At 62.9% G+C, this 14,924-nt stretch carries 6 protein-coding genes; 4 read left to right on the forward strand and 2 right to left on the reverse strand.

Annotated elements, in window-relative coordinates; translation table 11 throughout:
- Window positions 1–78 precede the first annotated feature (78 nt).
- The gene (locus Q4E25_RS04685; protein ID WP_303154583.1) at window positions 79–705 is read right to left on the reverse strand and encodes a DUF4230 domain-containing protein; all 627 of its coding nucleotides are present in this window, start codon (window positions 703–705) and stop codon (window positions 79–81) included.
- Window positions 706–1,015: 310 nt separating this feature from the next.
- Here Q4E25_RS04685 and Q4E25_RS04690 point away from each other — a divergent pair, with 310 nt between their 5' ends.
- The 4 genes from Q4E25_RS04690 to Q4E25_RS04705 all read left to right on the forward strand — a co-directional run bounded on the left by Q4E25_RS04690 (window position 1,016) and on the right by Q4E25_RS04705 (window position 5,428).
- Window positions 1,016–2,485: an Eco57I restriction-modification methylase domain-containing protein gene (locus tag Q4E25_RS04690; protein ID WP_303154585.1), complete on the forward strand. Its 1,470-nt coding sequence runs from the start codon at window positions 1,016–1,018 to the stop codon at window positions 2,483–2,485.
- 9 nt (window positions 2,486–2,494) lie between these two features.
- Entirely contained in the window at window positions 2,495–3,448 is a 954-nt protein-coding gene (locus Q4E25_RS04695) for a BsuBI/PstI family type II restriction endonuclease (RefSeq protein WP_303154587.1), read from the forward strand.
- A gap of 298 nt (window positions 3,449–3,746) precedes the next feature.
- Window positions 3,747–4,418: a hypothetical protein gene (locus tag Q4E25_RS04700; protein ID WP_303154590.1), complete on the forward strand. Its 672-nt coding sequence runs from the start codon at window positions 3,747–3,749 to the stop codon at window positions 4,416–4,418.
- Window positions 4,418–5,428, forward strand: a complete 1,011-nt coding sequence (locus Q4E25_RS04705) for an ImmA/IrrE family metallo-endopeptidase (RefSeq protein WP_303154592.1) — start codon at window positions 4,418–4,420, stop codon at window positions 5,426–5,428. The genes Q4E25_RS04700 and Q4E25_RS04705 overlap by 1 nt, the downstream gene beginning before the upstream one ends.
- A 266-nt stretch (window positions 5,429–5,694) precedes the next feature.
- On the opposite strand, the gene Q4E25_RS04710 is transcribed toward Q4E25_RS04705, so the two are convergent.
- Window positions 5,695–14,865 carry a type I polyketide synthase gene (locus Q4E25_RS04710; RefSeq protein WP_303154594.1) on the reverse strand — a complete coding sequence of 3,057 codons (9,171 nt, stop codon included), beginning with the start codon at window positions 14,863–14,865 and terminating at the stop codon, window positions 5,695–5,697.
- Window positions 14,866–14,924: the final 59 nt, after the last annotated feature.

Consider the following 14,924-nt stretch of genomic DNA (forward strand, 5'->3'; position numbering starts at 1 on the left):
GTCTCGCAGCGCAGCTGCCCCAGGTGCAGCTGCCTAAGGCTGCCTAAGATACACCTGCTCCACGCGGGCTAATGGGCTCTATTTGAAGCTGACCTTGATGGCGTAGTCCTTCTTGTCCGTGTTGAGCAGCACGGCTTCCACGTGCGTCGTAGCAAGCGTGGAGGCCTGCTCCTTTGCGCGATCGAGAAGGCCCTTGTCGATGGCAGACTGTCGGTTGTGCTTGGTCTTTTCCGCCAAGAAGGACGTCACGTCCTCTACGGAGTTGGGGTTGAACGGGTTGAAGGACTGGTCATAGACAACGACGGAGGAAGGATCGATGTGCGCGTCGAGCACCTGAGGCTCGGGCAGCTTGACGCTGACCTCTTGTTTCGCGTCGTCGATGTCCACCTTGACGTCGGAGAGATCACTGATGCCTGCGGTCACCGTGCCGGAGAACGTAATGAGGAAGTTCTTCCCGGACAGCGGAACGTGCCATCCGAATAGCTTGCGGCCCTCATCGGTGCGCTCGCCCACGTCGGTGAAGGCGTACTTCTGGGTGGTCAGTTCCGCCATGTCCTCGAAGGAATCCGCGATGGTGGTGGAATCGATCGGCGGCTGTTTCTTGCCGATGTAGCCTCCAAAGTAGAGGCCGCCAAAGACGAGCAGGAGGACGATGATCAGTGCGAGCGCTGCATTGAGCATGCGGCGGAGACGGCCAACTAACATGGCTTTCCTATCTATGAAGTTTCCCTGGTTGCGGGACGATGCCGGTGCACTCAGTTGCGGTGTTCGTCCCCGATGTGTTTGCTTTTGAACAAACCGGAGAAATCATAGCAGGAGTCACAATGCTCTTCGATATTCGTGCTTCGTTCACACCTCTTGCGGATCAAATCGTGGATTTGATATTGGGTTTGTCAATTAGATGCAGCGGCAATTGAATCGTACTTGGTTGGAAGAGCACCGAGGCTCTCAGCGTCTGTCCTTCCGTCTACACTTGTTTTCCGATTACAGTGACGTACTATCTCAAGGGGCTTTCTTGTCGGAAGAACTATTGGCACGGTCCGAACAACGACGCGTCGAAGCGCTTGACTCGATTGGGCGCGACAAACTCGACGAGGCTGAGCAATTTTTCACCCCTATTGAAGTAGCAACTCTGATGGCAGACATGCTTGTCACCGAGAAAATTAGCTCTGACACAGTTCGACTTCTCGACCCAGGCGCAGGTTCAGGAATTCTCACTGCAGCTGCCGTGTCGAAAATTGCTGAAACAGCCCCCTGGGCGCGTATTGAAGTTGTCGCGGTCGAAAAGGACGTGGCAGTGCTTCCACAACTAACGGCGACGCTCGAAGACATTGCCGCCACCTACCCGCAGGTGACCTACCAACTTTTTAACGTTAGCTTCTTTGACTTTGGAACTAGCCAATTGAATTTGCTTGCTGATAGTGGAGAATCTATAGATCCGTTTGATTTCTGTATTCAAAATCCGCCGTACGCTAAACTTGCGGCTAAGTCTGCCGAATCATTGCAGCTCAAAGCTGAAGGAATTCACGCCCCGAACTTGTATGCAGGTTTTATGGCTGTGGCTCATACTCTTCTCAAAGACGGTGGAGCCATGGTTTCCATCACCCCACGTAGTTGGTACAACGGCTCTTATTTTTCGAAGTTCCGTGAGTTCTTGTTCGACGACGGGTGTGTCACTGCCATTCATACATTCGACTCTCGCCGCGAGGTTTTTGCAGATACCAACGTGTTACAGGAAACTATCATCACCCGTACCGATAAGTGTGACACCTTCCCAGACGAGGTAACTATTTCTGTTTCTCGCTCTCAGGCGCATGACATTGCCTCGCGTACCGTGCCTTGGTCAAGCATTCTCGTCTCTGGTGTTCTCTTTGTTCCTGCTACTGACAAAGACGCCGACGCTGTTGCTTGGATGAACCTGAATGCTGATTACGAACTAAAAAGGTTGCCGTTTACTGTGTCCACGGGTCGCGTGGTCGACTTCCGTTCCCGCGACAAGCTCGTGAACGAGCGAACTGATTCAACAGTTCCTATGATTTACCCGGCTAACTTCACAACCGCCTCGGTCACCCACCCCCGAGATGGACTGAAGAAGCCGCAGTGGTACGTTACGGCCGAGAAAGAATCTGACAAGATGCTCGTTCCTCCAGGAAGTTACGTTCTGATCAAACGTTTTTCTGCTAAAGAAGAAAAGCGTCGTATCACCGCCACTGTCTATTCCAGCGATGAGTTCGCAGCGTTCGATAATAAGACGAATTTCTTCCATGTCGGCGGGCAAGGTCTTGAACCTGATCTGGCGAAAGGACTTGAGCTGTGGTTGAACTCGAGCCGGGTAGATAACTTCTTCCGCGTGTTTTCAGGGCATACGCAAGTCAACGCAGGCGATCTAAAGCTTTTGCCTTACCCGAGCGTCTCGCAGCTTGTAGAACTCGCGCAGACAGGGTTGGCGCCTGATTTGGCCGTCTGCGAAGTGTTCGGCGACTAGATTTTAACCATGGCAACTTTTGAAGAAGCTCAGCAAATCCTCGAAGCCTTTGGTTTTACTTCCAAGCAAACCAACATCATGAGCCAGCGCACCTTACTGTCCCTCTGTGGACTTACGTTGGACACTGACTCCACTTGGGATAAAGCAACCAATGCGCGGATGGGTGTTCGTGCCATTATGGATTGGATCCGCGAGCACCTTGAGTTTCAGGTAGCTGAAAACACCCGAGAGACCATTCGTAGACAAGTCCTCAAACAATTCACTGAAGTAGGCTTCACGCTTCACAATGACGATGATCCCAAGCGGCCACCAAATAGTTCGAAGAATTGTTACAAAATTTCCGAGTCGGCGCTCGAGGTAATCCACACTTTTGGAACAGCTGAGTGGGGTTTAGCAGTTGCCACATACAAGAAAAACTCTCAAACTCAAGTAGAGCTCTACAGTGCAGCCCGAGAACTCGGTTCCTTTGACGTTGTATTTCCTTCAGGCATGGAGATCAAGCTGCAGGCGGGAGGTCAAAACACGTTGATTGCGGACATGATAGAGAAGTTCTGTCCGCAATTTATTGATGGTGGAAAGATTCTTTATGTTGGCGATGCTGGAGACAAGTATGTCGTCTACGACACGGAAACCCTAGCTCAGCTTGGGGTAGTTCTGGATAGGCACGGCAAGATGCCCGATCTGATTGTCTTTGATGAGAAGCGCAACTGGCTATTTCTCATGGAAGCAGCAAGCACCCACGGCCCTGTAGACCACTCGCGCTACCTTGAGCTGCACGATCTTTTCGGTTCTTCATCTGCGGGACTCGTGCTCGTAAGCTGTTTTCCTGACAAGAAAACCCTGCGTAAGTTTATTGCGGACTTGGCATGGGAAACGGAAGTGTGGGTAGCAGATGAACCAACCCATATGATGCACTTGAATGGGTCGCGGTTCTTGGGGCCGTATGAAGCTCCTGGCCGTTAGTAATTGAATGCTATGCTTATGAAATTTTAGTCATAACCTTGTCGGTCTAAGCTCTGTGGAGGGGGTCCCAGTCAGAATCTTGTCGATGAGTAGGTCTCACTGAGGTTGAGTTAACAGAATGGTTCCGGTTGCGTGGCCCGACTCGGTGAGCGCAGTGAAGTTCGAAAGACCACGGGAGGGGGATTTGTAAGGAATCGGAGTACCCCACCGCCATCGTCTGCTTAGGTCTCCGGCCTTGCTGTGTTAATTTCAGCCCAATGTTATTGCCTTCCAGCCTGGGGAGCTATAATATTGGGGCATGTTAAACATTTCCCAAAGCGCAGACGAGCAACTATTCCGGAATCTCGTACCTCCTCTGATCGAATGGCTTCAAAACGGCTGGGACCGCTACAATTCTCCCGCTACTGCTTTCCCGAGTAAAGGCCGCGAAAATCGAAGTGGAATGGTCTGTACGACAGTAATGAAAGATTGTTTCCTTGAAAACGACAACGTTCAGATCGGCCCAGCCATCGTTGATTGCGAAGAAGCCCGTTCTTCCTTAAGCCTTTCGATCAAGCTGAAGGCGCCTGGGGTATCTATTGTGCTTCGCTCTGACAAGACGTTTGACAAGAGCTTGAGCCAGCCACGCCCAGCGGCGCGCGCACTAGACAAAGAACCGTCCCAGTTTGCGCTCTTTGAAGACTCCGACATCATTTCCATGTTCGCAAAATCTCCAAGCAAGTTTGCGGTAGTCACGTGGTCTTGGAAACAGGTGCCGACCGATAGTGAAGTAGGCTATGAAGTCCGATGGGATTTAAAGATGTATTTCTCTGCTCAAGGAGATTCAGTCGCTACTGCGCGCTTTAAATATGGTTTCAAGACTTCTGGCGTCGCCGGACAATCGCTTGGACAGCTCGAGGCGTTTATCCCGACCGAAAATGACCTCCAGTTCATTGTAGATGAAGATGCAGAGAAAGATAGGACATCGTAATGGGCACCCCCGAGTATGGACCAGGACGTCTCAAGCAGTTACGCCTACGAGAGGGGCTTACCCAAGTTGAATTTGCTGAAGTAATTGGTTCTTCGCAATACCATGTTTCGCGGATGGAGCAAGGTATAGAGCCGATTCCAGTACAAGTTCTTGCAAAAGCTACACGGAAATTCGAATTGCCGGCAGAATACTTCAGCCGCCCCGCCCACATGTATGGGCGGGCATCCTTAAATTTTCGCCGGACGAAAATGCCTGCGAAACTACAAGACAGGATTAGTGCCCACTTTGCTGAACTAGAAGAAATGATCCAGCAAACCCAACTTCAAATTCCCCAGGCAGGCATTGCGATAGAGCGTCCAGAGTCGGAAGATGAGCTTTCTTTAGAGGTGATTTCAAAAATTGCCGACAGTATTCGCAGCACTCTTAGACTCGGGGGTGGGCCTGTCGGAAATGTAACAAGGGCAATGGAGAGTGCTGGGATAGTTGTGGCTCCCCTGAAAATTGAGGGGCTATCGCTCGATGAATTTGAGGGAGTTTCTTCGCCGCAGCCGAACCCCCGGATCCGGGTAACTGCATACGCGCCTTCTCGGTCTGGAGACAGGCACCGCTTCACCCTTGCCCATGAGCTTGGGCACCTTGTTCTCCATGCTCTGCGTCGGCCTAATACAGAATCAGTCCGAGAATCAGAAGCTCACAAATTCGCAGGTGCTTTCTTACTGCCGCAGGAACTAATCGCGGATTCAATCACCGAAACGACCACCTTGGCGCAGTTTGCAAAGATCAAGTCCAAGACTGGCGTTTCGATACAAGCAATTGTAAGGCGTGCACGTGACCTTTCATTGATCTCTCAAGAAAGACACAAGAGCCTGATGATCCAAATTTCGAGTCGTGGTTGGCGGAAAGAGGAGCCCGTAGTTGTTCAAATGGAGAGAGAAATCCTCTTTCCGCGAATCGTCGAAGAACTTGAGTCACGCAATGTAGTGTCGATTTTCACGCCCAAACGACGCTAATTGTGCTTTGCAAAAGCCGATCGAGCAAAGAACCCTAGTAATGACCCAATTACTTAATAGTCCGACTCTGTGTACTTGACTCTGGCCAAGAGTTTGTGTGCTGCCCCGCTCCCCAGCTCGCATGCGGTTCATGTAAGAAGTGGCAGGATAAACTGCGTACAGACGTAACCTGCACGCAGACGGTGGATCAAGAAGTACCTCATCAGTACTTATTGCCCACCGTTCTTTCATTTCTACGTGTGTTTCCACGCGGCCGGAGCTAGAGCCTAGACCACCGGGAAGATGCCATCCTCCCCGAGGCGCGCGTCGGCGTCGAGAAGCATGGCAATCTCGGCGGCCTTGGCGGCTTCTGCGCTGTGGGTGGGCAGGCGGCGGCCCTCGATGACCTCGAAGAGCGGGGCGCGGCCCAGCATGCCAGCCTCGAAGCGGGCGCGGCCGGCGGCCAAGCGCTGCTCGGCGCGCTGGCGCCAGTGCGTTGCAGCCTTATCGCCGCGCTGCTGGCGGATGGCCTCCTCAAAGACCCCGGGGTGGGCGTAGACGATGAGCGCGCCAACATGCCCGAAGCCCAGCGAGGTCAGCGCGGCGGCCTTCACCGGCTGGCGGGAGCCCAGATCCAGCGGGGAGCGCAGCCACACCAGATTCTTTGCCTTGTCCGCGATGAGCGGATCCACGCAGTCGAGGGAGACGTTGGCGGGAATGCGGCCGGTGCGGAAGACATCGATAAGCCCGCCCGTCTGGAAGAGCGCGGCACCCGCCTTGGAGTGGCCGGTCAGCGACTTTTGCGAAATCACAAAGAGCGGCTGATCCGCATCGCGGCCGATGGCGGGCCACAGCAGGGAATGCAGCTCAGACTCGTTGGGATCGTTGGCGTTGGTGGAAGTGTCATGCTTGGACAGCACTGAGACATCGTTGGGGCTCAGACCCAAACCGCGCAGGGAGCAAGCCAGGCGGGAGTTCTCCCGGCCGCGGCCAGCCCCCAGCGCACCCAAGCCGGGGGCCGGGATGGAGGTGTGGGCGCCGTCGCCGTAGGAGGCCGCGTGCGCGACCACCGCGAGAACCGGAAGGCCCAGCTCAGCGGCGAGAGAGCCGCGGACCAGCACCGCGGTGCCGCCGCCTTCGCCCTCCAGGAAGCCGCCGCGGCGGCGATCATTGGCGCGGGCGATGAAGCGCTCATCAATGCCCTTGGCGGTCATAGCTTTGGTCTCCGCGGTGGCATTCATGTCGCCGAAGCCGGTAAGGGACTCCACCTGGACATCGTCGATGCCGCCGGCGATCACCACGTCCGCCTTGCCCAGAGCGATCTTGTCCACGCCCTCCTCAATGGACACCGCCGCCGTGGCGCAGGCGCCGATGGGGTGAATCATCGAGCCATAGCCGCCCACCAGGGATTGCATGGTGTGTGCGGCGATGACGTTGGGCAGGGCCTCCTGCAGGATGTCGGAGGGGCGCTCCTCACCCAGGAAGCGGGTGACAAAGACCTTGTGCAGGGATTCCATGCCGCCGATGCCCGTGCCCTGGGTGGTGGCCACCTGGCCGGGGTGGATGCTGCGCAGCAGCTCAGCGGGGCTGAAACCGGCCAGGGTAAAAGCATCCACCGCGCTGACCAAGTCCCACACCGCCATGCGGTCCAGGGAATCGAGCATGTGCTCCGGAATACCCCAGCGGGAGGCGTCGAAGTCATCCGGCATCTGCGCGGCCACCGTGCGGGTGAGCGTGGCCCTGCGCGGCACGTGCACCGTGGCGCCCTGGCGGCGGGTGACCTGCCATTCGTCGTCGACCTGTGCGATGGAGGTGAACTCGGGGTCAGCCTCCAGCACGTCGCGGGCGGTGGCCTCAGAGTCCACGGCGAAGGTGACGTCCCGGTCCAGGAAAACCGCGGTGAGGTCGATGGATCCCTGGTTGACCAGGTGGTACTTGTCCGTGAGCTGGCGGATGCCGCAGCGGGCCACGACCTCGTCGCGGAAGCGGGAGTAGATCTCTTCCTCGGCGATCTCTTGGGCGCTATCCTCGGCACCGGAGGTGTCATACCAGGCCGGTCGGGGATCCTCGCGCCACTCTATGAGCCCGGTCATCCACGCCAGCTCGATGACGCCGGCCGCGGTGAGCTCGGCGCTGCCGTCGCGCTGCAGGCCGTACTCAGCCTCGAAGCGGGTGCGCCCGGAGCCCCAGGAGGAGACCTCGCCGATGCCAGCGATGACCACCATGTCCTCCAGGTCCGTGGAGACCTGGCCCACCGGGGCCGCCAGACGCGGCTGCACCGGTTGGTGCTGGTTGGGCAGGGCGGTGATGGTGGCGGGGGCGGTGCTGCCGGTGCTGGTGCTGTCGGTGCTGCCGGCGGGCGAGCTGTTGGTGGGCTTCGCGTCTGTGGCGTCGGCAGCCAGCGCGGTGAGGGAGACCCCCTCCAGCCCGCCGGTGAGATCGGCCTCGATGGGGGCCTTAGCGGCCGCGGCGCGCTGCTGCGGGGTGCTCAGCGCCAGCAGCTCAGTGGAGATCTCCTCCGGGCTCCACACGTGGACGCCGGCGGCCTGTGCGGCGGGCACGAGAACGTCGTTGCCACCCATGAGGTGGGTGCCGGCCACCCAGCCGATCTTGGCCTGGGCCAAGGTGACCCCCTCCGGCCAGCCGGCCTCCACCTTCCACTTGGCCAGGATGGCATCCAGTGCGGCCTTGACCTCGCCGTAGGCGCCGTCGCCGCCGAAGGTGCCGCGGTTGGGCGAGCCCGGCAGGACCACGTGGCAGCGGGCGTCGGGCTCGCGCTGGCTGAGTGCCGAGAGCCCGGCGATGGTGCGCTCCACGGACCACAGCAGCAGGCGGGCTTGGGTTTCGGTGGCCCCGGAGGCATCGGCCAGCGAGCCGGATACTCCGGGCGCGGCGAAGGGGAAGGCCAGCGTCGGGGTCAGCGCCGGCTTGAGCACCTTGACCTCGTTGCCCACGGATTCGCGCTGCTCGGAGCCGATCCACTCGATGAGCGCGTCAACATCGCGGTAGCTGGAGAGGTTGGCGGGCACCAGCCACAGTGCGGAGCCGGCCGCGCCGTGGCGAGCGTAGAGCGTACGCGCGAACTCCTTGCGGGCTTGGCTCACCCGCGAGGCGGTCATGATGACGGTGGCGCCGCCCTCCAGAAGCCGGGCGACGAGCGCCTCGGCGATGGAGCCGGGTGCGGCACCCGTGACCAGGGCGACATCCGCGGCGAACTCCCCGGCAGGGGAGTCTGCCGTGGGCTGCTCGGCGGCGCGGGCGATGGCCTCCAGGCGCTTGCTGAGTGCGCTGGTGCCCGTGCCCTGCGCCGGGGCGTTGGCGTTCTCGGCACGCGCCCACCAGCGGGCCTGGGCGGCCACGGTGGCGCCGGTGCCGCGGAAGGACTCGGGGGAAGCCAGCGGATCCTCGGCGGGGATTTCTCCCAGGGCCACTCGGGCGAGGCGCTCGCGGGCGGTGGCCCAGGAGTCGTCGAAAAGCACGGCCTTGGCGGCGTCGAAGGCAGGGGTGACCGCCTTGACCCAGCCGGTGCCCAGCTCCGCCTCGACGGCGTCGATGACGCTGGTATCGGGTGCCTCGGCGCTCTCCGGGGCGTTATCCAGGCCCAGCTGGGCGAGGGTCTGGCGGGCCAGGGTGGCCAGGATGCCGGCCTCTCCCGTCACGCTCTCGGCGTAGGCCTCCAGTGCTGCTGAATCCACCACGCCACCGCCGCCGGCGGAAGCCGCCGAGCCCTTGGACACGCTCACGCCGTGGGCGGTGGCGACGTTGGCGATGGCGGCGTCGATGAGCTCGTGTGCCGCCGCCTTGGTGGTGGCCGCGGTGGGCAGGGTGCTCAAGGAGCCGCCGCGCACGGAGTCCTCCTCGCGGGTGCCCAGCAGGATCTCGGCCTCGACGTGGGGCACCCAGGACTGCGGCAGGCCCCAGGTGCCGGTGACGTACTCGCCCACCGCGGCGGGCTTGAGGCCAGCAGCGCCGAAGAGCTGGCGCAGGCGCGCGGCGACGGCCTCACCCAGCACCGGGCCAAAGGCGGAGTAGCCGGGCGCAGCACTGGCCACGGTGGCGCGCAGGGAGGAGACGTCGGCGTCGGCGGCGCCATCGATGGCGGGCACGTCGATCTCGGAGGACATGTCCATGAGCAGCTGGTTGCGGCGGGAGGAGACACCGTTGGTGAGCTCCTCGACGGTATCGCTATCCACAATCTGCTCGCGGCGGATCTTGTTCTGGAAGGCAAAGAGCACCATAATGGCCTCGGCCGCGCCGAAGGGCAGCTCCGGGGCGGCGCCTGCTGCTTGTGCCGGTGCGGACTCTGTATGTGCCGGCGCTGCTTCTGCCGCGGCGGGAGGCTCGGGTGACTCGACAGTGCTGGTTTCGGGGTTGTCGGGTTCGGTGCCCTCGGGTTCGGTGGGGGAGGGGAGGGCGTCGGCAAGCATGACGCGCTCCTGATCGCGCTCGACGTTGAGGACGTCGATGCCGCTGACCCCGGCCACCGCCAGGGAGCGCTGCGCCAGGTTGCTCAGCGTGGGCGAGGAGGCCAGGCCCACCTCGATGATCTGATCCACCTTGTCAAAGAGGAACTCCTGGGTCTCAATCCAGCGCACCGGGGAGGCGAACTGCCAGGAGAGCAACTCGATGAGCAGCAGGCGGCCCAGCGCCTGCGGGTCCATGGACTCCGCGTCGATGCCCTCGAGTTTTCCGGAGGGAGCCAGCGGGGCGACGGCGTCCACAAAGTCCTGGCTGAGCTCGAAGGGGCGGGCCACCAGGTTGGGGATGTAGCGGCCCACGAGGTTCTCCAGGGGAAGCTCGGCGGGCAGCAGCTCATCGAGCTTCTCGGCGAAGGCCGGCACGCCCTCGCGCAGCACGCGGGAGTGGAAGGGGACGTCGATGCCGGGCACTAGCACCGCGGCGCGCGGGGCGCGGGCAGTGACCTTATCCACCAGGGCCTGAATACCCGCTTTGGTGCCGGCCACGGAGTACTGCTGGCCGCGGATGTTGTAGTTGACAATCTCCAGGAACTCGCCGGTCTCCTCGGCGAGGGAGTCCACGAAGCGATCCACCTCCTCGCCGTCCAGGCCCACCATGTTGGGGCGCAGTGCGGCCATGGCGTAGTTGGAGTTGCCCTCCTCATCGCGCGGCACCAGGCTGCTCATCGCCGAACCGCGCGAATAGACCACGTCAATGACGCCCTCGAGCTCAAAGATGTGCGCCAGGGAGGCCAGCGCGGTGTACTCACCCAGGGAGTGCCCGGCGTAGAAGGAGGTGGGGGCTAGGGCGTCGGCGTCGCGTAGGCGCTCGGTCTGGGCGTAGGCCACCACGGCCAGGGCCACCTGGGTGAACTGGGTCAGGTGCAGCACACCCTGCGGGTGCCGGAAGGTGGTGCCGCGCACGTGGAGCTCCGTGGGGTTTTCATCCACGATGCGCTGGATGGAAAAACCATGGCGGCTGCGGGTATGCCGGTCAGCGCGGCGCCAGATCTCACGGGCGGCGGGGCTGGCGGCGCGGTCGCCTGCACCCATGCCCTCGGTCTGGATGCCCTGGCCGGGGTAGACGTAGGCGGTGCGTGGGGCGGCCATGAGCGCTTGGGCGCGGGAGACCACCGTGCCGTCGATGCGGCAGGTGACCTCGAGGGCGGCGTGGATGCCCTTGCGGCCCACGCGCTCGACGGTGATCTCGATGTCATCTCCCAGCTGCACCATGCCGTACATGGAGTAGGTCCAGCCCACCACCCGGCCGTGGCGGGCGGCGACGTGCTGGGCGGTGGCAGAAAGCCACATGCCGTGCACCAAGGGGGCGTCGAGGGCCACCAGCTGCGCGGCGTTGAAGGAGGTGTGGATGGGATTGTAATCGCCGGAGACCAGCGCGAAGGGCGTCATGTCTTGCGGGGCGGTGACATGCGTGCGGTCCACGAAGGAACGCGGGGTGGCTACCACCTTGGCGGCGGACTTGCCCCCGCCCCACTCGGGTGCGGGAGCCGGGGCGGCGGTGCCGCTGGCGCGGCCGCGGATGGCAAAGCGCTGCACCTGGGTGGCCACCACCGCGCCGGGCTCGCCGGCCGGGCCGGGGGCGACCTCGGGGCCGTTGCGCAGCTCGAGCTCCACTGTGACAATGCGCCCGGAGGCGGATTCCTCGATGGAAGTACAGCGCGAGGTGACGTCGATGCGGCGGGAATCAGCCAACTGCTCCAGGGGCACGCGCAGATCCACCACGTGGTCCAGGTGCACGGCGTTGAGCAGGCCCTCGATTACGGGGTAGCCGTCGGCGAGCTGGCCGGAGCCCAGCGCGGTGTAGATGGCCGGCCAGCAGGGGCCGACGAGCACGTCCGGGGTTCCTACTGGGGTTGGGTTGCTTGGGCTGGCGGGGTTGCTTGGGCTGGCGGGGTTGCTTGGCTGTAGGGCGGCGCCGGTGACCGCGGTGTGCGCCGCCAGCAGGGAGGCCGGCAGGTGGAAGGAATAGTGCGCCACTCCGAAGGGAGACTCCGGCAGGCCCACGGTCTCCGGCTCGATGCGGGGCATCTCGGTGATGGAATCGCCCTGCTCCGCGGTGGAGCCCACGCCGGCCAGGCCCTCAAGCAGGCTAAAGACGGCCTGGGGCAGGCGCTCCTCGGAGACCACCGGGGAGCCGCCCGTGGCCACGTCCGCGGGGAGATCCACCGGCACGGTGACCTCGCGGACGTAGAAGGGGCGCTGCTCAGCGGGCAGATCGTCCCAGTAGGAATCAGCGGTGATGACGATCTCCCAGCCTCCTTCCTCGTCCTGGCGCAGGCTGAAGGCCTCGGCGTCCATCTCATAGGCCGGGTTGGCCATGAGGTGGCCGTGCCACAGCAGGGTGGGGGAGGAGGTGATGAACTCGGCGGCGTTACGAGCTGAGCGCAGGCGGGAGAAGACCTCCTCGGCGGCGGCGCCGGCCCTGAGTAGGGCGTCGGTGGTGGCCTGCTCGAAGCGGGCGAGCAGCTCCGCCACCGGCTCGTTCTTGCGCGTGATGCCGGCCACGGCCACCGGGCCGGGGATGATGCGGACTTGATCGGCGGTGTAGCGCGGATCCTGGGCCTGCCACAGGGTGTCCTTGCCAAACCACGTTGTGAGATCGCCGTCGATGGCCGGCACCCAGGGCATGGGCTTGACGTGCTTGTAGTGCAGGGAGATCCACCAGGCGGCGTCGCGCGGGCTGACGGTGACCTCGTGGGCGCTGGGGTAGGCCTCGAGGAGGGTGGCCACGGCGCGTGGGGCGTCGCTGACCTCCTCGACGTTGGCAAAGAGCGTGGGGATCTCGCCGTGATCGGCCGGATTAAGGCGGGCCTCGACGCGGTGGAGGAGATCGAAGAAGCGGTCATCCCAGGTGGGATCCACAAAGGGGTGGGCCAGTTCCACGAAGCGCTCCAACCACTGCGCGTAGGTCATGGTCTCCACGTCGCCGAAGTAGGGCTTGGAGGTCTTGTTGAGCGCGGCGATGATCTCCGCGCGGTGGGCGGCGTAGTCCTCGATGCGCAGCGAGGTGATGAGCCGGGAGGCCGCGGCGAAGGAGTTGTCTAGATCGTGGATATCGGCCAGCAGGTGGGACTGGGAGGAGGCCACGCCCTGGGTTCCGCGGCCGCGGCCCACCCAGCCGCCGTTGACCTTAGGATCGATGCCCGGGGTGTTTACCAGCAGATCCTTGACCGAGTCGGTGGCCTTGGCCTCCTTGGTGGCCATGGCGACGGTGCCGATGAAGACGGCGTCGACAGGCGCGGCGGGCAGATCGTAGGCCAGCGCCCAGCGGCCCGTGAGGTACTCCGCGGCGCGTTCGGGGGAGTAGATGCCGCCGCCCACGGCCAGCACCACGTTGCGGTGCGCGCGGACCTCGGCGTAGGTCTCCAGCAGCATGTCATCGAGGTTGACCCAGGAGTGGTGGCCGCCGGCGTGGCCGTCCTCGACCTGCATGATGATCTGGTGCTGTGGGTAGGCCGCGGCGATGGCGAGCACCGCGCGGATCTGGGCTGCGGTACCCGGCTTGAAGGAGATGTAGGGGAAGCCCTCGGCATTGAGGCGGGCGATGAGCTCGCCGGCCTCCTCCACCTCCGGGATGCCCGCGGAGATGCAAACTCCGTTGAAGGAGGCCCCGGCCGCGCGGGCCTTGGGCACGATGCGGCTTTGGCCAAACTGCAGGTTCCACAGGTAGCGGTCAAAGAACATGGTGTTGAACTGGGCGGTGCGCCCCGGGCGAAGGTGCTGCTCCATGACGGCGAGGTGGGAACGGAAGACCTCGTCGGAGTACATGCCGCCGCCGGCCATCTCCGTCCAGTGACCGGCGTTGGCGGCCGCGGCCACGATCTCCCCGTCCGCGGAGGTGGGAGTCATGCCGCCGAGCATGATGGGGGACAGGCCCGTGAAATCGGAGAAGCGGGTCTGCGTCACCGTGCGCCCGCCCGGCAGGGTGACCAGGCGCGGGGCGAACTCGGAGTAGTCCACCGCGGCGGGCAGGGAGGCACCGGGGGTGGCCAGGGCGTCGATCTCCTGCGGGGAGCCGGCACCGATGACGGTGATGCCGGTGCCCTCCAGCACGCGCCGGGTCATGGCGGCCAGTGCGCGGTCAAGCACGATGAGCTGGCGGGAAGTCAGTTGTGCCAGCGCCTGTGGCCAGTTGTGCTGGTGCACCAGGATGGCCTGGGACTGCTCGGAGGCCGTGGCGGTGTCCAGCCCGCAGTCCGCGGCCAGCGCCACCGTGCGCTCGGCGGCGGGGATAAGCAGTGGGTTGTGGAAGGGCAGGGCGACGTCCAACTCATCGAAGCGCGGCTCGAGTGGGTCGCCGCCGGCCTCGCGTTTCTCCAGCGCCGCGTTGAACTCGGTGGTCGTTGCCTCGAGGGCCTCGCGGGTGGCCTGCAGATCCTCCGGCGTGCCGGAGAGTGCTACGTGGCGGCGGCCGTTGATCACGGCGATGACCGTGCTGCCGCGCAGGTGGGCGCGGATGAGCTCCTGGTCCAGGCCGCGCACGGAGAGCATGTGGGAGCGGGTGTCGCTGCCGTAGGTGGAGGAGGCGGCCGTGCCCATGAGGGTGGCCAGCGCGAGGGCCTCGGCGGGATTGACCGCGGCCACCTCGCCCAGGCTGCCCTGGGAGTGCCCGGCGGTCTCAGTGGACTCGCTGACCTCTACGCCGAGCTCGCGTAGCTGCGCGAGTGCGGCCACCTGGCTGAGCACGATGCCGGGGATGGACACGGCCGGGGAGGCGTCCTGCGCGGTGGCCTGCCAGGGGGTGCCCTGCTCGCCGGCGGTGATGAGCTGGCTGAGGCGCTCCAGCGCGCCGGGGCAGGCCGAGGCGATAACACGTGCTGCGGGGCCGGTGAGCTGGCGTGCTTCGCTGAGGACCTCCCGCAGGTAGGCGGTGGTGGCCGGGGTGCTCGCGGCGGTGACAATCCAGGACTGCCAGGCGCAGCCTTGGCCGGCGAAGAGCAGCGCGGGGGAGTGCAGCGAATGCAACGGGGTCAAAGACATAGTTCCTCACAACGGGGTAGGGGCATGACTGACTGGGCGATTAGTAAGGTCAAAGTAAC

The sequence above is a fragment of the Corynebacterium sp. genome, assembly GCF_030532325.1.
Classification (GTDB): Bacteria; Actinomycetota; Actinomycetes; order Mycobacteriales; family Mycobacteriaceae; genus Corynebacterium.